The sequence below is a fragment of the Streptomyces sp. SAT1 genome (genome assembly GCF_001654495.1).
Taxonomy (GTDB): Bacteria; Actinomycetota; Actinomycetes; order Streptomycetales; family Streptomycetaceae; genus Streptomyces; species Streptomyces andamanensis.
The window spans coordinates 4,716,211-4,737,167 of sequence record NZ_CP015849.1; the positions used below are offsets into that span (position 1 = coordinate 4,716,211).

14 protein-coding genes and 1 pseudogene are annotated in these 20,957 nt (G+C 70.3%); 14 read left to right on the plus strand and 1 reads right to left on the minus strand.

The genetic code is table 11. From position 1 onward, the window contains the following. The first annotated feature begins 33 nt into the window (after nt 1–33). The 13 genes from A8713_RS20470 to A8713_RS20530 all read left to right on the plus strand — a co-directional run bounded on the left by A8713_RS20470 (nt 34) and on the right by A8713_RS20530 (nt 18,014). Nucleotides 34–1,275 (plus strand): hypothetical protein, encoded by a 1,242-nt coding sequence (locus A8713_RS20470; protein ID WP_064535027.1) that lies wholly within the window; start codon nt 34–36, stop codon nt 1,273–1,275. A gap of 213 nt (nt 1,276–1,488) precedes the next feature. Next, nucleotides 1,489–3,663 carry an ABC transporter family substrate-binding protein gene (locus A8713_RS20475; protein WP_064535029.1) on the plus strand — a complete coding sequence of 725 codons (2,175 nt, stop codon included), beginning with the start codon at nt 1,489–1,491 and terminating at the stop codon, nt 3,661–3,663. Nucleotides 3,664–3,827: 164 nt separating this feature from the next. Further along, on the plus strand, nt 3,828–5,744 hold the full coding sequence (gene typA, locus A8713_RS20480; RefSeq protein WP_064535031.1) for a translational GTPase TypA: 1,917 nt from the start codon (nt 3,828–3,830) through the stop codon (nt 5,742–5,744). 647 nt (nt 5,745–6,391) lie between these two features. Beyond that, the gene (locus A8713_RS20485; protein WP_064535033.1) at nt 6,392–8,014 is read left to right on the plus strand and encodes a peptide ABC transporter substrate-binding protein; all 1,623 of its coding nucleotides are present in this window, start codon (nt 6,392–6,394) and stop codon (nt 8,012–8,014) included. Between the two features lie 169 nt (nt 8,015–8,183). Further along, nucleotides 8,184–9,116 (plus strand): ABC transporter permease, encoded by a 933-nt coding sequence (locus tag A8713_RS20490; RefSeq protein ID WP_064535035.1) that lies wholly within the window; start codon nt 8,184–8,186, stop codon nt 9,114–9,116. After that, complete coding sequence (locus tag A8713_RS20495; protein ID WP_064535037.1) at nt 9,109–10,056, plus strand: ABC transporter permease; 948 nt, start codon at nt 9,109–9,111, stop codon at nt 10,054–10,056. The genes A8713_RS20490 and A8713_RS20495 overlap by 8 nt, the downstream gene beginning before the upstream one ends. 11 nt (nt 10,057–10,067) lie before the next feature. Next, complete coding sequence (locus tag A8713_RS20500; RefSeq protein WP_064535039.1) at nt 10,068–11,126, plus strand: ABC transporter ATP-binding protein; 1,059 nt, start codon at nt 10,068–10,070, stop codon at nt 11,124–11,126. Then, nucleotides 11,119–12,267 (plus strand): ABC transporter ATP-binding protein, encoded by a 1,149-nt coding sequence (locus A8713_RS20505; protein WP_064535041.1) that lies wholly within the window; start codon nt 11,119–11,121, stop codon nt 12,265–12,267. Before A8713_RS20500 ends, A8713_RS20505 begins: the two co-directional genes overlap by 8 nt. 202 nt (nt 12,268–12,469) lie before the next feature. Next, complete coding sequence (locus A8713_RS20510) at nt 12,470–14,092, plus strand: peptide ABC transporter substrate-binding protein (RefSeq protein ID WP_064535043.1); 1,623 nt, start codon at nt 12,470–12,472, stop codon at nt 14,090–14,092. A 6-nt stretch (nt 14,093–14,098) separates the two neighbouring features. After that, nucleotides 14,099–15,022, plus strand: coding sequence for an ABC transporter permease (locus A8713_RS20515; protein WP_064535045.1), 924 nt, complete (start codon nt 14,099–14,101; stop codon nt 15,020–15,022). After that, the gene (locus A8713_RS20520; protein WP_064535047.1) at nt 15,015–16,013 is read left to right on the plus strand and encodes an ABC transporter permease; all 999 of its coding nucleotides are present in this window, start codon (nt 15,015–15,017) and stop codon (nt 16,011–16,013) included. Before A8713_RS20515 ends, A8713_RS20520 begins: the two co-directional genes overlap by 8 nt. Before the next feature lie 8 nt (nt 16,014–16,021). Beyond that, nucleotides 16,022–16,996: an ABC transporter ATP-binding protein gene (locus A8713_RS20525; protein ID WP_064537615.1), complete on the plus strand. Its 975-nt coding sequence runs from the start codon at nt 16,022–16,024 to the stop codon at nt 16,994–16,996. Next, entirely contained in the window at nt 16,989–18,014 is a 1,026-nt protein-coding gene (locus A8713_RS20530; RefSeq protein WP_064535048.1) for an ABC transporter ATP-binding protein, read from the plus strand. Before A8713_RS20525 ends, A8713_RS20530 begins: the two co-directional genes overlap by 8 nt. A gap of 241 nt (nt 18,015–18,255) precedes the next feature. Here A8713_RS20530 and A8713_RS20535 read toward each other — a convergent pair. Then, nucleotides 18,256–20,384 (minus strand): annotated as a pseudogene (locus A8713_RS20535) (prolyl oligopeptidase family serine peptidase). Between the two features lie 187 nt (nt 20,385–20,571). Between A8713_RS20535 and A8713_RS20540 the strand changes: the two are divergent. Further along, nucleotides 20,572–20,766 carry a hypothetical protein gene (locus A8713_RS20540; RefSeq protein ID WP_018571223.1) on the plus strand — a complete coding sequence of 65 codons (195 nt, stop codon included), beginning with the start codon at nt 20,572–20,574 and terminating at the stop codon, nt 20,764–20,766. Nucleotides 20,767–20,957: the final 191 nt, after the last annotated feature.

The window sequence follows — 20,957 nt, forward strand, 5'->3', positions numbered from 1 at the left end:
ACACGGCAACGCGGAAGGGGTCGGAACAGCGCCATGGAGAACAGCACAGGCCACACCACGGGCGACAGCGACGGCGGCAGAGACGGCGACAGCGACGGCGGCAGAGACGACAGCGGCAGCAGGACGGCCGCCCGGCCGGAGGAGACGACGGATACCGCCACGGACATTCCCGCCCTCGCTCTCGCCCCCGACGAGCCCACCCCCCATGAGCCCACCCCCGACAAGAAGTCCCCCCACAAGCAAACCCCCCGCTCCCGCACCCTCCGCCGCGCCCGCCGCACCTTCCTCGCCCTCGTCCTCGTCCTCCTCCTCCCGCTCCTCGCCGCCGAGGCCGCCCTGCGGGTGAACTACACGGGCGACCCGGCCGAGGGCACCCGCACCCGGGGCCAGGACGCGATCTGGCTGGGGCACGCCTGGGTGGACGGGCGGAAGAAGGACGCCGACATCGAGGCGCTGGCCGCGCGGCTGCGCGGGACCGGCATCCGCGATCTGTACGTGCACGCGGGCCCGCTGGAGCACGACGGGACGCTGCCCGCGTCGGCGTACCGGGACGCGGGCCGCCTGATACCGGCCGTGCACCGGGCGCTGCCCGGGGTGCGGGTGCAGGCGTGGCTGGGGGACGTGCTGGCCACCGAGAGCCCGGACGGGCTGCGGCTGGAGCGGGCGGCGACGCGCGCGGCGGTGGTCGAGTCGACCCGGGCGGTGCTGGCGGCCGGTTTCGAGGGCGCCCACTTCGATCTGGAGCCGCTGCACTCCGGCGACCGCGACTACCTCGGCCTCCTCGACGACCTGCGCGCCCTCACCCACGCGCGCGGCGCCGTCCTGTCGGTGGCCGCGCACCAGATCGACCCGCTCCCGGCCTTCCACTCCGTGTGGGGCACCCTCACCGGCCACCCCAAGTGGTGGTCGCAGGCGTACTTCGGCGAGGTCGCGCGCCGGGTCGACCAGATCGCGGTGATGTCGTACGACACCATGCAGCCGTCGCAGAGCCTGTACGGCGGCTATGTCGCCCAGCAGACCTCGCTCGCCCTGGAGGCCACCCCGCCCACCACCGATCTGCTGATGGGCCTGCCCTTCTTCCACGAGAACCGGTTCGGCCACTGGGACCACGCCGAGACCGTGCCCGCCGCCGTCCGGGGCGTCCGCCTCGGCCTCTCGCGTACGGACGCGGACCGCGTGCGCTTCGGTGTCGCGCTGTACGTCGACTTCGCGGCGACGGAGGCGGACTGGACCGCCTACCGGGAGGGCTGGGCCCGCACTGCTCCACCCGAGTGACCTTCCCCCGCCTCCCGTCGTGTCGCCGCCGGGGGGCGGACGCTTTCCTCTTCAGTGGGGCCATAGATCTGATCAGTTCCAAATATGCCCTACGCCACATATACCGCCGAATGCGCACAAGCAGGACAGGGCCAGCAGGACAGGGCCTCACCGGGCACGAGCAGCACGCGGCCCGTGCCCACCGGCGGGAGCGGCTCCCCGGAGGTAGCACAGATGTCGTACGACGGTGTCGGGCCCCGCGCGGTCATGCGCTCGGTCGCCTTCCTGACCGCGGGCGCCCTGGCGGTGCCCCTGCTGGCGGGCTGCGGCTCGGACGACGAGGGCAGCAGACCGCTGGCCGGGCAGGACATCGCCCCCGCGGCCCGCGCCCAGGTCACCGACGGCGGCACGCTGCGCTGGGCGGTGGACACGATGCCCGAGACGCTGAACACCTTCCAGGCGGACGCCGACGCGAGCACCACCCGGATCGCCCAGGCGGTCCTGCCGGCCATGTTCCGCCTCGACGCCAGCGGCCGGCCGCAGCGCGACGCGGACTACCTCGACTCCGCGCGGGTGGTCGAGACCGAGCCCAGGCAGGTCGTCGTCTACCGGCTGAACCAGCAGGCCGTCTGGAGCGACGGCCGGGAGATCGGCGCCGCCGACTTCGCCGCCCAGTGGCGCGCCCTGTCCGGCAAGGACTCCGCGTACTGGACCGCGCGCAACGCCGGCTACGACCGCATCGAGAAGGTCGAGCGCGGCGCCAACGACCTGGAGGTCCGGGTCACCTTCGCCCGGCCCTACGCGGACTGGAAGTCGCTGTTCTCGCCGCTGTACCCCAAGGACGTCACCGGCACCGCCAACGACTTCAACGACGGGGCGCGCAAGAAGCTCAAGGTCAGCGCCGGGCCCTTCGCCGTGCAGAAGATCGACACCGCGGAGAAGGAGGTGGTCCTCGCCCGCAGCCCGCGCTGGTGGGGCCACCCGGCCAAGCTGAACGAGATCGTGCTGCACCAGGTGGCGCGCGACAAACGGGCCGCCGCGCTCGCCGACGGCACCGTGGACGTGGCCGACATCGACCCGGCCGACGCCGACCGGATCACCCTCGCCGACGGCGCCCGGGGCAGCTCGCCCTTCCAGGGCCCGGCCGGCGGGCGCACCGCCGCCAAGGCGCTGCGCTCCTGGGCACTGGTGCACGGATCCGACGAGAAGGCCGCCGGGCGCGAGCGCCGCGCCCTGGCCGCGGGCCGTGGCACGCTCACCACCTATCTCCGCCAGCAGGACGCGCTGCGCGGGGTGAAGGTGCGCAAGTCCCTGGAGCCCGCCTTCACCCAGCTCGCGCTGAACGGCGCCGGCGGCCCGCTCGCCGACGAGCGCGTCCGGCACGCCGTGGCGCACGCCCTGGACCGCAAGGAGCTCGCCGAGATCGTCCTGAAGCCGCTCGGCCTGCCCGCCACCCCGGTCGGCAGCCACCTCGCCCTGTCCGGGCAGGCCGCCTACGCCGACAGCAGCGACGCGCTCGGCGGCCAGGACACCGCCCAGGCCAAGGCGCTGCTCGCCGACGCCGGCTGGGTGGCCGGGACGGGCAAGGAGCAGGACAAGCAGAAGAAGGGCGAGAAGGCGGCCGGCGCCCAGGGGCACGAGGACGCGGGCGGCGGGGACGGCGACGGTACGTACATCGTCGGGGTGAACGACGACATCGAGCACAACGGCGACGGCAAGGGCAGGCCCCGCGACGAGGAGAGCGCCGAGAACGGCGCCAGGACGCGCCAGCTCGCCCAGGACGGCGCCCCCGGCGCGTACGCCCCCCGGGGCACCGCCGCCCCGGCCGGCACGGTGGCCGGGCCGCTGGCCAAGGACGGCAAGCCGCTCACGCTCCGCTTCGTCCTGCCCTCCGGGCCGGGCTCGGAGACGCTGCGCAAGGTCGCCGACCGGATCACGGCGATGCTGGAGAAGGTGGGCATCGCCACGGACGTGACCAAGGTCCCGGACGAGAGCTACTTCCGCGACCACATCGCCGCCGGCCAGTACGACCTGGCCCTGTACTCCTGGCCGGCCTCCGCCTACCCGGCCACCGACGCCCGCCCGGTGTACGCCAAGCCCGTCCCGGCGGCCGACGGCTCCCTGAACGTGCAGCAGAACTACACCCGGGTCGGCACCGACCAGGTCGACCAGCTCTTCGACCAGGCCCTGGCCACCCTGGACGAGGGGCGGGAGCGCGACCTGGTGCGCAAGGCCGACGCCCGGATCTGGGCGAGCGCCGGGTCCATCCCGCTCTACCAGCGGCCCCAGCTCGTCGCGGTCCGCGACACCCTGGCCAACGTGGGCGCCTTCGGCTTCCAGACCCCGGTCTACGAGGACATGGGCTACCTGAGGAAGGGCGCGAAGGGGCCGTCCGGAGCGTCCTCGTAGCGGCGTGCGGGTGCGGGCCGGGAGCGTCCCGCACCCGGCCGCGCAGGCCCCCGGGGCGGCGCACCCGTACGATGGGGTGAGGCCGTGGCGTGTTCAGCCCGGCAGGGCGCGTGTACCGAGGACGTACGCGCAGCCGTCCGCACACTCCGGGAGTACGCCTCACTATGGCCGTGTCCGCAACACGTCACGACATTCGAAACGTCGCCATCGTCGCCCACGTCGACCACGGCAAGACGACCATCGTCGACGGCATGCTGAAGCAGGCCGGTGCCTTCGCCGCCCATCAGCTCGACTCCGTCGACGACCGCATGATGGACTCGAACGACCTGGAGCGTGAGAAGGGCATCACGATCCTCGCCAAGAACACGGCGGTGAAGTATCACCCCAAGGACGGCGGGGACCCCATCACGATCAACATCATCGACACCCCCGGCCACGCCGACTTCGGCGGCGAGGTCGAGCGCGGTCTGTCGATGGTCGACGGTGTGGTGCTGCTCGTCGACGCCTCCGAGGGCCCGCTGCCGCAGACCCGCTTCGTGCTGCGCAAGGCGCTCCAGCAGCGCCTGCCCGTCATCCTGTGCATCAACAAGACGGACCGCCCGGACTCCCGGATCGACGAGGTCGTCAACGAGACGTACGACCTCTTCCTCGACCTGGACGCCGACGAGGAGCAGATCGAGTTCCCGATCGTCTACGCCTGCGGCCGTGACGGCATCGCCTCGCTGACCAAGCCGGCCGACGGCACGGTCCCGGGCGACTCCGACAGCCTGGAGCCGTTCTTCTCCACCATCCTGGAGCACATCCCGGCCCCCACCTACGACGAGGAGCTGCCGCTCCAGGCGCACGTCACCAACCTGGACGCGGACAACTTCCTCGGCCGTATCGCGCTGCTGCGCGTGGAGCAGGGCGAGCTGCGCAAGGGCCAGACGGTCGCGTGGATCAAGCGCGACGGCTCCGTGCAGAACGTGCGGATCTCCGAGCTGATGATGACCGAGGCGCTCACCCGCAAGCCCGCCGAGAAGGCGGGCCCCGGTGACATCTGCGCCGTCGCCGGTATCCCCGACATCATGATCGGCGAGACGCTGGCGGACCCGGAGAACCCGGTCCCGCTGCCGCTGATCACGGTCGACGAGCCGGCGATCTCCATGACCATCGGCACCAACACCTCGCCGCTGGTCGGCCGCGGCGGCACCGGCAAGGGCGCCGACGCGAAGGCGGCCGTCAAGGACCGCAAGGTCACCGCCCGCCAGGTCAAGGACCGCCTGGACCGCGAGCTGATCGGCAACGTCTCGCTGCGCGTGCTGGAGACCGAGCGCCCGGACGCCTGGGAGGTGCAGGGCCGCGGTGAGCTGGCGCTGGCCATCCTGGTGGAGACCATGCGCCGCGAGGGCTACGAGCTGACCGTCGGCAAGCCGCAGGTCGTCACCAAGGACGTCGACGGCAAGACGTACGAGCCGGTCGAGCGCATGACGGTCGACGTGCCCGAGGAGCACATGGGCGCGGTCACGCAGCTCATGGGTGTGCGCAAGGGCCGGATGGACAACATGTCCAACCACGGCTCTGGCTGGGTCCGCATGGAGTTCGTGGTGCCCTCGCGCGGTCTGATCGGCTTCCGTACCGAGTTCCTGACCCAGACCCGCGGCACCGGCATCGGCCACTCCATCCACGAGGGCTTCGAGCCCTGGTTCGGCACGCTGACCACGCGCAACAACGGTTCGCTGGTCGCCGACCGCTCCGGTGCCGTCACCGCCTTCGCGATGACCAACCTCCAGGAGCGCGGTGTGCTCTTCGTGGAGCCGGGCACCGAGGTGTACGAGGGCATGATCGTCGGTGAGAACTCCCGCGCCGACGACATGGACGTCAACATCACCAAGGAGAAGAAGCTCACCAACATGCGGTCCTCGACCGCCGATGTGACCGAGTCCATCGTCCCGCCGCGCAAGCTCTCCCTGGAGCAGTCCCTGGAGTTCTGCCGCGACGACGAGTGCGTCGAGGTGACCCCGGAGGCGGTCCGCATCCGCAAGGTGAGCCTGGACGCGCGCGACCGCGCCCGCGCCGCCAGCCGGGCCAAGCACGGCTGAGCCGCGGCCGGCCCCCGACGGCCGGCCGCCCATGGCACCCAGGGCCCGCCCGGCAGCACGCCGGGCGGGCCCGCCGCGTTCGGCGCGGGGGCACTCCCGAGGGCCGTTCCACGGGCCGGTAGCGGGGCCGGCGTGTCAGGTCCGTACAGGGTTTTCCCTACAACCGGGGCCGGTCTTTCCGGTGTCGCCTACGGCGGTTCGCGCCATTGTTAGAGTGACCGGAATCTACGGCTTGCCGAGTCATCGCGCCGGTCTGTCCTCGGCCCCCGGTCGGGCCGGGCCGCGGGCGTGCTCGCCCCGCCCTCCGGTGCAACCGGTTTTCCACCACACCTTGTCCGCTATGCGGACAGTCTCGCCCGATAGTTGTGTAACAAGTCCGTTTCGCAGGGATCTTTCACCAAACCCTTTGTCCGGATTTTGGAAGAAGTACACGGCAGGTGTGATCGAACCGAGACCTGGAAGGTGTGGTTCGGTACGGTTCGGATGGCAGATAGTTAGGCGCGTAGAGCTCGGATCAACGGGTCACGCGCTGATGGAGGCGCCGACTCACGAGCCAGGGGGCACCTGAGCATTTCAGGCACCGGTAACGGTGATGCGTCAAGTGCCCCTCCATGCGGTGAACCAATGGACTCATGAGGAGGAGCCCCATGCGTGGTGCCAAGAGCGCCAAGTGGGTTGCGATAGCCGCGGTTGTGGCGCTGGGCGCGACGGCCTGTGGCGGCGGTGGTGACAAGGGCGGCGACAGCAAGGCCGCGGCCGACCCCAACGGGAAGTTCTCCGTCGAGGTGGGCGAGCCGCAGCACCCGCTGCAGCCCGCGAACACCATGGAGTCCAACGGCAGCATCGTCATCAAGTCCATCTTCTCCGGGCTCGTCGACTACGACTCCAGCGGCAAGATCGTCATGGTGAACGCCCAGTCGGTGGACACCACGGACAACAAGACCTTCACGGTCAAGCTGAAGCCGGGCTGGAAGTTCCACGACGGCACCCCCGTCACCTCCACGTCCTACGTCAAGGCGTGGAACTGGGCCGCCAACCCGGCCAACAAGCAGACCAACAGCGCGTGGTTCGCCGACATCCAGGGTTACGACGACGTCGCCCCGGCCAGCGGCAAGCCGAAGGCCGAGCAGATGTCCGGTCTGAAGGTCGTCGACGACAACACCTTCACGATCACTCTGTCGAAGCCGATCCCGTACTACACCTACAAGCTCGGCTACGAGGTCTTCGACCCGCTGCCGGAGTCCTTCTACAAGGACCCGAAGGCGGCCGGCGAGCACCCGATCGGCAACGGCCCCTACAAGTTCGTGAGCTGGCGCCACAAGCAGTCGATCGAGGTCGCCAAGTACGACGACTACAAGGGTCCGAACGCCGCGAAGAACGGCGGCGTGGTCTTCAAGAACTACGCCAAGCTCGAGACCGCCTACCAGGACCTCAAGTCCGGCAACCTCGACGTGATGCGCCAGGTCGCCCCGCGTGACCTCCCGGTCTACAAGCAGGACCTCGGCGACCGCGCGGTGGACCAGTCGTACTCGGCGATCCAGACCATCGCCGTGGCCTTCTACGCGCCGCAGTGGAAGAACGTCAACGTGAAGGTCCTCCAGGGCCTGTCGATGGCGATCGACCGCGACACCATCACCAAGACCGTCCTGCAGGGCACCCGTGAGCCGGCCACCGGCTGGGTCGCCAAGGGCGTCCTGGGCTACCAGCCGAACGCCGTCGGTGACATCACCAAGTACGACCCGGCCAAGGCGAAGCAGCTCATCCAGGAGGGTGGCGGCGTCCCGGGCAACAAGATCTCCATCCAGTACAACGCGGACGGCGGTCACAAGGAGTGGGTGGAGGCCGTCTGCGGCTCCATCACCAAGGCCACCGGCGTGGCGTGCACGGGCGACTCGAAGGCCGACTTCCAGGCCGACACCAACGCGCGTGACAACAAGCAGGTCAAGTCGCTCTACCGCTCCGGCTGGGTGCTCGACTACCCCTTCATCTCGAACTTCATCCGCGACCTGTTCGGCTCCAAGGCCGACGGCAACCAGGGTGGCTTCGCGAGCAAGGAGGTCGACGACCTGATCGCCAAGGCCGACGCCGCCAAGACGCTGGACGAGTCGGAGAAGCTCTACCAGCAGGTCGAGAAGCAGCTCCCGAACTACATGCCGAGCATCCCGCTCTGGTACTACAAGGTCAACGCGGGCTACTCCGAGAAGGTCGAGAACGTCAAGTACGACCAGCAGGGTGACCCCATCGTGACTGGCGTTGAGGTCAAGAAGTAACCGCTGACGACAACAGCGTGTGCCGTGCCGCACCCTTCAGCCGGGTGCGGCGCGGCAGCGGCCGACGAACGGCCGGGGGGCCCTTTTCACCGCGTACGTACGGAATTCCTCGGGGAACCGCTCGTATGGGGCGAAAAGGGCCTGCCGCTGTGACTGACATGGAGGCACCATGGGGCGCTATGTCGCACGACGACTGCTCCAGATGATCCCGGTCTTCATCGGGACAACCCTGCTGATCTTCCTGATGGTCTACGCTCTGCCCGGCGACCCCGTGCGCGGGCTCTTCGGGGACAAGGCCACCACGCCGCAGGTGATCAACTCGCTGCGGCACGAGTACGGCCTCGACAAGCCGGTCCTGGTCCAGTACTGGGACTACATGCGGGGCATCGTCCTGCACGCCGACTTCGGTGACCAGATCGCCAGCGGCCGCCCGGTCACCGACATCCTCGGTGAGGCGTTCCCGGTGACGCTGCGGCTGGCCGGTCTCGCCTTCGCCATCGAGGCCGTCGTCGGCATCGTGCTCGGCGTCATCGCCGGCATGCGCGCGGGCAAGGCCGCCGACACCGTCATCCTCTTCGTGACGCTGCTGCTGATCTCGGTGCCGGTCTTCGTGCTCGGCTACATCCTCCAGACGGTGTTCGCGATCAACCTGGGCTGGCTGGAACCATCGGTCACCGACGAGACCGACCTCAACCAGTTCATCCTGCCCGCCATCGTGCTGGCCAGCGCCTCGCTCGCCTATGTGGCACGGCTGAGCCGCACGTCGGTCGCGGAGAACCTGCGCGCCGACTACATGCGCACCGCCGTCGCCAAGGGCCTGCCCAAGCGCCGGGTCATCGGCGTGCACCTGATGCGCAACTCGCTCATCCCGGTCGTCACCTTCCTCGGCACCGACCTCGGTGCCCTGATGGGCGGCGCGATCGTCACGGAGGGCATTTTCAACATCCACGGCGTGGGCGGCACCATCTACGACTCGATCGTGCGCCGAGAGGGCACCACGCTCGTCGGACTGGTCACCATCCTGGTCCTCGTGTACCTCTTCTGCAGCCTGATCGTCGACCTGCTCTACGCGGTTCTGGACCCGAGGATCCGTTATGCCTGAGCTGACCAAGTCCGCGGACGAAGCCCCCGGCGCCACCGCGACCGCAGCCGCGGGCGGCGAACTGCCGCAGCCCAAGGGAGAGAAGACCCGCAGCCTGTGGGGCGACGCCTGGCAGGACCTGCGCACCAACTGGGTGTTCATCGTCTCGGCCCTGCTGATCCTGCTGCTGCTCCTGATGGCCGCCTGGCCGGGGCTGTTCACCGACGGCGACCCGAACAACAAGGACCTGGCCGGGCACTACCTGGCGCACCCGCAGTACGGGAAGGTCTTCTCGGCCGACTGGCTGGGCTACGACGCCCAGGGCCGCAGCGTCTACGCCCGCGCCATCTACGGCGCCCGCGCCTCGCTGCTGGTCGGCGGCGGCACCACCCTCGCGGTGACCCTGCTCGGCGGTCTGATCGGCATGATCGCCGGTTACTTCGGCGGCTGGGTCGACGCGGTGCTGTCCCGGGTCACCGACATGTTCATGGGCATCCCGTTCCTGCTCGGCGCGCTCGTCCTGCTGAACGCCTTCACCGACCGCACCATCCCGGTCGTCATCCTGGCGCTGGCCTTCCTCGGCTGGACACAGACGGCCCGTGTGATGCGCGGTGCGGTCATCACGGTCAAGTCGACGGACTACGTGCAGGCGGCCAAGGCGCTCGGCGCCGGGACCAACCGCATCCTCTTCCGCCATGTGCTGCCCAACGCGGTGGCTCCGGTGATCGTCGTCGCCACCATCTCGCTCGGTGTCTACATCGGCGCCGAGGCCACGCTGTCGTTCCTGGGCCTCGGCCTGAACGGCGCCTCGTGGGGCAACGACATCTCCGACGGCGGCAACTCGATCCGCGTGGCCCAGTGGATCATGCTCTACCCGTCGATCCTGCTCAGCATCACGGTGCTGGCGTTCATCATGCTCGGTGAGGCCGTCCGCAACGCCCTCGACCCGAAGACACGCTGAGGGAGGCGTACGTGACCACCATCGAAGAAGTCACCCCGGTGCCGTCGCCACGCGACGGCGGGGCGGACGGCGGGCCACTGCTCGACGTGCGCGACCTGCACGTCGAGTTTCACACCCGTGAGGGTGTCGTGCGGGCCGTCAACGGCGTCAACTACAGCGTGAGCGCCGGTGAGACGCTGGCCGTGCTCGGCGAGTCCGGTTCCGGCAAGTCGGTGACCGCGCAGGCGATCATGGGCATCCTGGACATGCCGCCGGCGAAGATCCCGCAGGGCGAGATCCGCTTCCGCGGCCAGGACATGCTGACCATGGGCGCCGAGGAGCGCCGCAAGATCCGCGGCCGCCGGATCGCGATGATCTTCCAGGACGCGCTGTCCTCGCTGAACCCGGTGCTGACCGTCGGCTACCAGCTCGGCGAGATGTTCCGCGTCCACCAGGGCCTGTCCAAGAAGGACGCCAAGGCCAAGGCCATCGAGCTGATGGACCGGGTGAAGATCCCGGCCGCCGCGGCGCGCGTCAACGACTACCCGCACCAGTTCTCGGGCGGTATGCGCCAGCGCATCATGATCGCGATGGCGCTGGCCCTGGAGCCGGACCTGATCATCGCGGACGAGCCGACCACCGCGCTCGACGTGACCGTCCAGGCCCAGGTCATGGACCTGCTCGCGGAACTCCAGCGCGAGTACAACATGGGCCTCATCCTGATCACCCACGACCTCGGCGTGGTCGCCGACGTCGCGGACAAGATCGCGGTGATGTACGCGGGCCGGATCGTCGAGCAGGCGCCGGTGCGCGAGCTGTACAAGCGGCCCGCGCACCCGTACACGCGGGGTCTGCTGGACTCGATCCCGCGCCTGGACCAGAAGGGCCAGGAGCTGTACGCGATCAAGGGCCTGCCGCCCAACCTGCTGCGCGTACCGACCGGCTGCGCCTTCAACCCGCGCTGCCCCAAGGCCCAGGACGTCTGCCGTACGGATGTCCCGGAGCTGCTGGCGGTCACCGAGCGCGACGGCGGCGAGCTGCCGGGCCGCGCCTCGGCGTGCCACTTCTGGAAGGAGACGATCCATGGCTGAGCTGAGCAAGAACGACGAGCAGCCGGACGCCACGCCGAACGTCTCCGAGGTGGACGTCGTCGAGGCCCGCAGCGAGGACGAGGCGGTCGACGCCATCGAGGCGCCGGTCCAGCACGGCGAGCCGATCCTCCAGGTGCGCAACCTGGTGAAGCACTTCCCGCTCACCCAGGGCATCCTGTTCAGGAAGCAGGTCGGCGCGGTCAAGGCCGTCGACGGCATCTCCTTCGACCTGTACCAGGGCGAGACCCTGGGCATCGTGGGCGAGTCCGGCTGCGGCAAGTCGACGGTGGCCAAGCTCCTGATGAACCTGGAGCGGGCGACCGCGGGCGAGATCTTCTACAAGGGCCAGGACATCACCAAGCTGTCCGGGCGTGCGCTGAAGGCGGTGCGCCGGAACATCCAGATGGTGTTCCAGGACCCGTACACCTCGCTGAACCCGCGGATGACGGTCGGTGACATCATCGGCGAGCCCTTCGACATCCATCCCGAGGTGGCCCCGAAGGGCGACCGGCGCCGCAAGGTGCAGGAGCTGCTGGACGTCGTCGGTCTCAACCCGGAGTACATCAACCGGTACCCGCACCAGTTCTCCGGCGGTCAGCGCCAGCGCATCGGCATCGCCCGCGGCCTCGCGCTCAACCCCGAGGTCATCATCTGCGACGAGCCCGTCTCGGCGCTGGACGTGTCGGTGCAGGCGCAGGTCATCAACCTGATGGAGCGCCTCCAGGACGAGTTCAACCTGTCCTACATCTTCATCGCGCACGACCTGTCCATCGTCCGGCACATCTCGGACCGCGTGGGCGTGATGTACCTGGGCAAGATGGCCGAGATCGGCTCGGACGAGCAGATCTACGACCACCCGACGCACCCGTACACGCAGGCGCTGCTGTCGGCGGTCCCCGTCCCGGACCCGGACGCCCGTGAGCACCGCGAGCGGATCATCCTCACCGGCGACGTGCCGTCCCCGGCCAACCCGCCCTCGGGCTGCCGCTTCCGCACCCGCTGCTGGAAGGCCCAGGACAAGTGCGCCGAGGAGGTCCCGCTGCTGGCGATCCCCGAGCGTTTCAAGGGCACGGACAGCCTGGCGGCCCACGAGTCGGCCTGCCACTTCGCGGAGGAGAAGGACATCGTCCACGCGGCGTAGCCCCCACCGCGGCACCACCACCGGATCCCGGCACCCCCTCCAGGGCGCCGGGATCCGGCGTTTCCGCGCTTCGACGGGCGTGCATCCGGCTGGCGTCGGTCCGTCCTCGGTGAGGCACACCGGATATATGCGGCTTATGTGCTGATATGTGTGCCGAGTCGTCGGCTGGACCGTGCCGTGTCCCGTACCCGAGGAGGCGCCCATGCGTGCAGGCACCCGTGTGCGGTGGGCCGGTGCGGCGCTGGCGGCGGCCGCCCTGCCGCTGGCCGCCGGGTGCGGGAGCAGCACGGGCGCCGGGGCCGGGGTGCTCAGCTCCTCCTGGGGCGACCCGCAGAACCCGCTGGAGCCCGCCAACACCAACGAGGTGCAGGGCGGCAAGGTCCTCGACATGGTCTTCCGCGGGCTGAAGCGGTACGACCCGCGCACCGGCAGGGCCGAGAACATGCTCGCCGAGCGCATCGAGACCACCGACTCGCAGAACTACACCGTCACCGTCAAGCCCGGCTGGACGTTCAGCGACGGCGAACCGGTCACCGCCCGCTCCTTCGTCGACGCCTGGAACTACGGCGCGAGCCTGCGCAACAACCAGAAGAACGCGTACTTCTTCGGCTACATCGACGGCTACGACCAGGTCCACCCCGACAGCGGCGGCCAGCGCGCCGACACCCTCTCCGGGCTGAAGGTGACCGGGCCGCGGACCTTCACCGTGCGCCTCAACCAGAAGTTCTCCACCTTCCCCGACACCCTCGGCTACGCCGCCTTCGCCCCGCTGCCCCGCACCTTCTTCACCGACCACAAGGGCTGGCTCGCCAAGCCCGTCGGCAACGGCCCGTACACCATCGAGTCCTACACCAAGGGCGCGCAGATGTACCTGAAGAAGTGGGCCGCCTACCCGGGTCCTGACAAGGCGCTCAACGAGGGCGTGACGCTGCTCGTCTACACCGACAACAACACCGCGTACACCGATGTGCTGGCCGGCAACCTCGACCTGGTCGACGACATCCCCGCCAGCCAGCTCAAGAACGTCACCAAGGACCTGGACGGCCGCTACATCAACACCCCGGCCGGCATCATCCAGACCCTCGCCTTCCCCTTCTACGACAAGGCGTGGAACACCGAGGGCGCCCGCAAGGTCCGCACCGGCCTGTCCATGGCCATCGACCGCGCGCAGATCACCAAGACCCTCTTCCGCGGCACCCGCACCCCCGCCACCGACTGGACCTCACCGGTGCTCGGCACCGACGGCGGCTTCCAGGCGGGGCTGTGCGGCCGGGCGTGCGCGTACGACCCGGCCACGGCCCGCAGGCTGGTCAAGGAGGGCGGCGGACTGCCCGGCGGCCAGGTGCGCATCACGTACAACGCGGACACGGGCTCGCACAAGGAATGGGTGGACGCCGTGTGCAACTCCATCAACAACGCGCTCGGCAACGACCGCGCGTGCGTCGGCAACCCGGTCGGCACCTTCGCCGACTTCCGCAACCAGATCTCCCAGCACCGGATGCCGGGCCCCTTCCGGGCCGGCTGGCAGATGGACTACCCGCTCATCCAGAACTTCCTCCAGCCGCTGTACTACACCGACGCCTCCTCCAACGACGGGAAGTGGTCGAACAAGCAGTTCGACCGACTCGTCGACCGGGCCAACGCGGAGAGCGGCAAGGGCGCCGCGATCAAGCTCTTCCAGCAGGCCGAGGGCGTCGTCCGGGACAACATGGCCGCCATCCCGCTCTGGTACCAGAACGGCAGCGCCGGCTACTCGGAGCGGCTGCACGACGTGGCGCTCAACCCGTTCAGCGTGCCCGTCTACAACGAGATCAAGGTCGGCTGACCCGCCATGGGACGCTATGTCGTCAGACGCCTGCTCCAGATGATCCCCGTCTTCATCGGGGCCACCCTGCTGATCTTCCTCATGGTCAACGTGATGGGCGACCCGGTCGCCGGACTGTGCGGCGAACGCGCCTGCGACACCGCCACGGCCGCCCAGCTCAAGCGGGAGTTCGGCCTCGACAAGCCGCTGTGGCAGCAGTACGCGACCTACATGGGCAACGTCTTCACCGGCGACTTCGGCACCGCCTTCAACGGCCAGCCCGTCACCGAACTGATGGGCGCCGCCTTCCCCGTGACGATCCGCCTGACGATCGTCGCCATCGTCTTCGAGATCGTCATCGGCATCTCCCTGGGCGTGGTCACCGGGCTGCGGCGCGGCCGGCCCGTCGACACCGGCGTGCTGCTGCTCACCCTCGTCGTGATCTCCGTGCCGACCTTCGTCACCGGTCTGCTCCTGCAACTGCTGCTCGGCGTCAAGTGGGGCTGGATCCGGCCGTCCGTGCCGCCCGAGGCGTCCTTCGACGAACTGATCGTGCCCGGCCTGGTCCTGGCCTCCGTCTCGCTGGCCTACGTCACCCGGCTGACCCGCACCTCCATCGCCGAGAACCGCCGCGCCGACTACGTCCGCACCGCCGTCGCCAAGGGCCTGCCCCGCCGCCGGGTCGTCGTACGGCACCTGCTGCGCAACTCCCTGATCCCCGTGGTCACCTTCATCGGCACCGACATCGGGGCGCTGATGGGCGGCGCCATCGTCACCGAGCGCATCTTCAACATCCACGGCGTGGGCTACCAGCTCTACCAGGGCATCCTGCGGCAGAACACCCAGACCGTGGTCGGCTTCGTCACCGTCCTGGTCCTCGTCTTCCTGGCCGCCAACCTGCTCGTGGACCTGCTGTACGCCGTACTCGACCCGAGGATCCGCTATGCCTGAGCAGCCGCCGCAGCCGCAGCCGTTCGAGCCCGAGGGCGCCGTCGCGGGGACCGGCATGGGCGGCGGGATGGACCTCGCGGCGAGCGAGGCGGCCACCCTGGCACCGGGCCCGGACGGCGGCGCGGACGGCACCGGACCGAAGGAGCGGCCCCGCTCGCTGTGGTCCGACGCCTGGCGCGACCTGCGCCGCAACCCGGTCTTCCTGGTCTCCGCCCTGGTGATCTGCTTCCTGGCCCTCATCGCGGTGTGGCCCTCGCTGATCGCCCCCGGCAACCCCCTCGTCTGCGATCTGGCCAAGGCCCAGGACGGCCCCTCGGCCGGGCACCCCTTCGGCTTCGACGGCCAGGGCTGCGACGTCTACACGCGCACCGTGCACGGCGCCCGCGCCTCCGTCACCGTCGGCGTCTGCGCCACCCTCGGCGTCGCCCTGCTCGGCTCGGTGCTCGGCGCCCTCGGCGGCTACTTCGGCGGTGCCTGGGACGCGGTGCTCTCCCGCGTCACCGACATCTTCTTCGCCATCCCGGTCGTGCTCGGCGGCCTGGTCCTGCTGTCCGTGGTCACCAGCAACACCGTCTGGCCGGTCGTCGGCTTCATCGTGCTGCTGGGCTGGCCGCAGATCTACCGCATCGCCCGCGGCTCCGTCATCACCGCCAAACAGCACGACTACGTGCAGGCCGCCCGCGCGCTGGGCGCCTCCGACACGCGGATCCTGCTGCGGCACATCGCGCCCAACGCCGTCGCCCCGGTGATCGTGGTCGCCACCATCGCGCTGGGCACGTACATCGCCCTGGAGGCCACCCTGTCCTACCTGGGCGTCGGCCTGAAACCGCCCAGCGTGTCCTGGGGCATCGAGATCTCCGCCGCCTCCCCCTACGTCCGCAACGCCCCGCACGCCCTGCTGTGGCCCGCCGGCGCGCTGGCCGTGACCGTCCTGGCGTTCATCATGCTCGGCGACGCCGTCCGCGACGCCCTCGACCCGAAGCTGAGGTGACGGACGCCATGCTGCTCGAAGTCCGCGACCTGCACGTGGAGTTCCGCACCCGGGACGGGATCGCGCACGCCGTCAACGGCGTCAGCTACGAGGTGGACGCGGGCCGGACCCTGGCCGTGCTCGGCGAGTCCGGTTCCGGCAAGTCGGTGACCGCGCAGGCGATCATGGGCATCCTCGACATGCCGCCCGGCCGCATCACCGGCGGCGAGATCCTCTTCCAGGGCCGCGACCTGCTGAAGCTCCCGGAGGAGGAGCGGCGCGCGGTCCGCGGCGCCAAGATCGCGATGATCTTCCAGGACGCGCTGTCCTCGCTGAACCCGGTGCTCACCGTGGGCGACCAGCTCGCCGAGATGTTCACCGTGCACCGGGGCCTGTCCCGCAGGCAGGCGCGGGCCAAGGCGGTGGAGCTGATGGACCGGGTGCGCATCCCGGCCGCCGCGCAGCGCGTGCGCGACTATCCGCACCAGTTCTCGGGCGGTATGCGCCAGCGCATCATGATCGCGATGGCGCTGGCCCTGGAGCCGGACCTGATCATGGCGGACGAGCCGACCACCGCGCTCGACGTGACGGTCCAGGCCCAGGTCATGGACCTGCTCGCGGAGCTGCGGCGCGAGTTCGACATGGGTCTCATCCTGATCACCCACGACCTCGGGGTGGTGGCGGACGTCGCGGACGAGATCGCGGTGATGTACGCCGGGCGGATCGTGGAGCGGGCGCCGGTGCACGACGTCTACAAGCGGCCCGCGCACCCGTACACGCGGGGTCTGCTGGAGTCGATCCCGCGCCTGGACCAGAAGGGCCGCGAGCTGTACGCGATCAAGGGCCTGCCGCCCAACCTCACGCGGATCCCCGCCGGTTGCGCCTTCCACCCGCGCTGCCCGATGGCCCGGGACGTGTGCCGCACCGACGTACCGCCGCTCTACGAGGTCGACGCCCGGCGCGGGTCCGCCTGCCACTTCTGGAGGGAGTGCCTGGATGCCTGAGCCGCTGCTGGAGGTCGCCGGGCTGGTCAAGCACTACCCGCTCACCCAGGGAATCCTGTTCAGGAAGCAGGTCGGCGCGGTCAAGGCCGTCGACGGCGTCGACTTCGCCCTGGGCCGGGGCGAGACGCTGGGCATCGTGGGGGAGTCCGGCTGCGGCAAGTCCACCGTTGCCAAGCTGCTGTGCCAGCTGGAGCGGCCCACGGCCGGGGCGATCCGCTACCGGGGCGAGGACATCACCGGGCTGTCCGGGCGTGCGCTGAAGGCGGTGCGCCGGAACATCCAGATGGTGTTCCAGGACCCGTACACCTCGCTGAACCCGCGGATGACGGTCGGTGACATCATCGGCGAGCCGTACGACATCCATCCCGAGGTGGCCCCGAAGGGCGACCGGCGCCGCAAGGTGCAGGAGCTGCTGGACGTCGTCGGTCTCAACCCGGAGTACATCAACCGGTACCCGCACCAGTTCTCCGGCGGCCAGCGCCAGCGCATCGGCATCGCCCGCGGCCTGGCCCTGCGCCCGGAGGTCATCGTCGCCGACGAACCGGTCTCCGCGCTGGACGTCTCCGTGCAGGCCCAGGTGATCAACCTGCTGGAACGCCTCCAGTCGGAGTTCGACCTCTCCTACGTCTTCATCGCGCACGACCTGTCCATCGTCCGGCACATCTCCGACCGGGTCGGGGTCATGTACCTGGGCCGGATCGTGGAGACCGGCACGGACGAGCAGATCTACGACCACGCGACCCACCCGTACACCCAGGCGCTGCTGTCGGCGGTCCCGGTGCCCGACCCGGAGGCCCGCGAGCGCCGCGAGCGGATCATCCTCACCGGCGACGTGCCGTCCCCGGCGGCCGTCCCCTCCGGCTGCCGCTTCCGCACCCGCTGCTTCAAGGCACGGGAGCGCTGCGCCCTGGAGGTCCCGCTGCTCGCGGTCCCCGCCGAGTTCCGCCACACCCCCGGCCCGGCCGCCCACGACTCGGCGTGCCACTTCGCGGCGGAGCGGCAGGGGGTGGCGGGGTGAGCGGCGGTGCCCCCGGAGGCGGCACCGCACCGCCCGGGGACGCGCCCCCTGTCGGCGCGCAGCGGGCCGCCGATGAGCGGGGGAGGGGATCCGGGCGGCGTTGACGCGGTGGCAACACGGTCGACCCGGGGGCGACACACGGGTGCGGGAGGCTGCCGGGGTACGGCCGTGCGGGTGCCGTGGGCGGGCCGGGTGCGCCGTCCCCTGCGGGGGAGGCGCGCCCGGCCCGCCGCCTTGCCGGTCAGTCCAGGCCGAGCGACCGCTTGAGGAAGTCGACCTGGAGCAGCAGCAGGTTCTCCGCGACCTGTTCCTGCGGAGTCATGTGGGTGACCCCGGACAGCGGCAGCACCTCGTGCGGGCGGCCGGCGGCGAGCAGGGCGGAGGAGAGCCGCAGGGCGTGGGCGACCACCACGTTGTCGTCGGCGAGGCCGTGCACGATCATCAGCGGCCGGTGCTGCTCGGCGGGCGCGGTCAGGCCGTCGTCGGTGACGAGGGACGAGTGCGCGTACGGCGCCGGGTCCGCGGCCGGGTCGCCGAGGTACCGCTCGGTGTAGTGGGTGTCGTAGAGGCGCCAGTCGGTGACCGGGGCGCCCGCGATGCCCGCGTGGAAGACGTCCGGGCGGCGCAGCACGGCCAGCGCGGAGAGGTAGCCGCCGTAGGACCAGCCGCGGACGGCCACCCGGTCCAGGTCGAGCGGATGGGTCTTCGCGAGGTCCTGGAGGGCCTCGATCTGGTCGTCCAGGGTGACGGTGAAGTCGTGGTGGATCGCCTTCTCCCAGCCGGGGGAGCGGCCGGGGGTGCCGCGGCCGTCGGCGACGACCACCGCGAAACCCTGGTCGGCGAACCACTGGGAGGTGAGGTACGCGTTGTGCGCCGCCATCACCCGCTGCCCGTGCGGGCCGCCGTAGGGGTCGAGGAGGACGGGCAGGGGGGCGGCCGCGGCAGTGTCACGGGGGTAGTCCGTAGGCATAAGCACGGCGCACGGAATTCGGCGTGCGCCCCCCTCGGTGAGGGTCACGCGCGGGGAGATACCGGGCGTCTCGGCGTACGAGACGATCTCGGCGACCTGTTCGCCGTCCCGCAGCACCCGGACCCGCGAACCCGGCCGGCGCAGCTCCGCCGACACCAGCACGGTCACGTCCCCGAGCGCACGGCCGTGTGCACGCCGGGCTCCCGGCTGACGCGCTCCAGGCCCAGCTCGTTGACCCGGTAGACATGGGTCTCGCCGATCTCCGGCTCGGCGGCCTCCTCGCCCGCCGAGGCGGAGACGAGCACCTCGTCCGCGGTGACGTCGAGAACCGCACGTACGTGCAACTGAGGCCCGGTGAGCGGGCGTTCGCCGACCGCGAGCACCCGCGCGCCCCCCTCGTCCGCGATCCGCACGAGCTGCCCGGACGGGCTCCAGCACGGCACACCGGGGAAAAGATCAAGCCAACTTGGGTCCTCGTCCGCGTGCACCATCCGGGTCGAGCCGGACTCCGGGTCGACGGCCAGATAGACCTGGCTGCGCTGGTCCCGCGCCTGCACGAGCAGCAGCGGCGCTCCCGCCGCTGACCAGTGCACACGTGCCAGGTACGGGTAGCGGGAGCGGTCCCAGGAGATCTCCGTGCGGGACCCGTCCAGGGTGATCACGAACAACCGTACGTCAGCGTTGGGGGTGCCCGCCGCGGGGTAGCGCACCCGGGCGGGCTCCCGGCCGGGGTGGGCCGGATCGGAGATCCACCACTGCTGCACCGGCGCGTCGTCGGCGCGTGCCACCAGCAGCCGGTCCGACTCCGGGGACCACCAGAAGCCCCGGTGGCGGCCCATCTCCTCGGCCGCGGCGAACTCCGCCAGGCCGTAGGTCACCGTCTCCGACTCGGGCTCGGCGAGCGCCCGGTCGTCCTCGCCCCCGGCGCCCACCACGCGCAGCGCGCCCCCGGCGACGTAGGCGACGCGCCGTCCGTCCGGGGCGGGTCGGGGGTCGATCACCGGTCCCGGAACGGTCAGTTCACGCACCGAGCCCGTGCGCAGCCCGGCGGTGAACAGCCGTCCCGACAGGGCGAAGGAGGCCAGCTCCACGGCCTTGTCGGTGGCATATCCGACGATGCCGGCGCCGCCCTCGCGGGTGCGCTCACGGCGTGCGCGCTCCTCGGGCGAGAGGTGCTCCAGGGCGCCGCCGAGGAGGGCGCGGGGGTCGGCGGCCACGCGCTCGCCGGACCCGTCCAGGTCCAGGACCCGCAGCGAACTGGCGCGGTCCGTACCGGAGTCGGAGCGCAGGAAAACCACACGTGAGGCATCGGGGGCGACGGTGAAGGCACGCGGCGCGCCGAGCGTGAACCGCTGGGTGCGCGCGTGCTGTCGGGGGAAGGAGTCAGGCTCGGTCGTCATGGAAAGACCATATTGGCCATGCGCCCCCTTGTGCGGCCGTGCGCCGACCGATGCGCGCGTGCGGATAGTTATGATCGTTAGCGCATAGTGGGTATGAACCTGCTGCCTGTTGTGTGGATTTATCTGCCCCCATAGTCCGACCCCCCGACACCCCCCCGCGTCCTGGGATCTTTGGAGGTGAGCCGCCGTGGCACTCTCGATTTCGGCGGTGGTGCTGCTGGCGATCGTCGTCTTCTTGCTGATCAAGAAGTCAGGGTTGAAGGGAGGCCATGCGGTCGTGTGCGTCCTCCTGGGCTTCTACCTGGCCTCTTCGACAGTCGCTCCCACGATCAGCGAACTGACCACGAACATCGCGGGGATGATCGGCAGCCTCAAGTTCTGAGGCCGGGCCACTCTCCCCTGGCCCCGTGTTCCCCGCGTACCGGCGTGCACGCGTTCCTGTGTGCGCCGGAGGACTTCGGTCGGCGATCCGTCCGCCCGGCGCGCCGCCGTGCCGTTGTACCGCTGTGCCGTGACTCGGCCTGTTTCGGATGGAATTGTACCCATCTCGGTTGATACAAAGGTGCCTGGCGA

Coding starts and splice junctions, on each gene's coding strand:
- A8713_RS20470 (WP_064535027.1), top strand. CDS start 34: ATGGAGAACAGCACAGGCCACACCACGGGCGACAGCGACGGCGGCAGA.
- A8713_RS20475 (WP_064535029.1), top strand. CDS start 1,489: ATGTCGTACGACGGTGTCGGGCCCCGCGCGGTCATGCGCTCGGTCGCC.
- typA (WP_064535031.1), top strand. CDS start 3,828: ATGGCCGTGTCCGCAACACGTCACGACATTCGAAACGTCGCCATCGTC.
- A8713_RS20485 (WP_064535033.1), top strand. CDS start 6,392: ATGCGTGGTGCCAAGAGCGCCAAGTGGGTTGCGATAGCCGCGGTTGTG.
- A8713_RS20490 (WP_064535035.1), top strand. CDS start 8,184: ATGGGGCGCTATGTCGCACGACGACTGCTCCAGATGATCCCGGTCTTC.
- A8713_RS20495 (WP_064535037.1), top strand. CDS start 9,109: ATGCCTGAGCTGACCAAGTCCGCGGACGAAGCCCCCGGCGCCACCGCG.
- A8713_RS20505 (WP_064535041.1), top strand. CDS start 11,119: ATGGCTGAGCTGAGCAAGAACGACGAGCAGCCGGACGCCACGCCGAAC.
- A8713_RS20510 (WP_064535043.1), top strand. CDS start 12,470: ATGCGTGCAGGCACCCGTGTGCGGTGGGCCGGTGCGGCGCTGGCGGCG.
- A8713_RS20515 (WP_064535045.1), top strand. CDS start 14,099: ATGGGACGCTATGTCGTCAGACGCCTGCTCCAGATGATCCCCGTCTTC.
- A8713_RS20520 (WP_064535047.1), top strand. CDS start 15,015: ATGCCTGAGCAGCCGCCGCAGCCGCAGCCGTTCGAGCCCGAGGGCGCC.
- A8713_RS20525 (WP_064537615.1), top strand. CDS start 16,022: ATGCTGCTCGAAGTCCGCGACCTGCACGTGGAGTTCCGCACCCGGGAC.
- A8713_RS20530 (WP_064535048.1), top strand. CDS start 16,989: ATGCCTGAGCCGCTGCTGGAGGTCGCCGGGCTGGTCAAGCACTACCCG.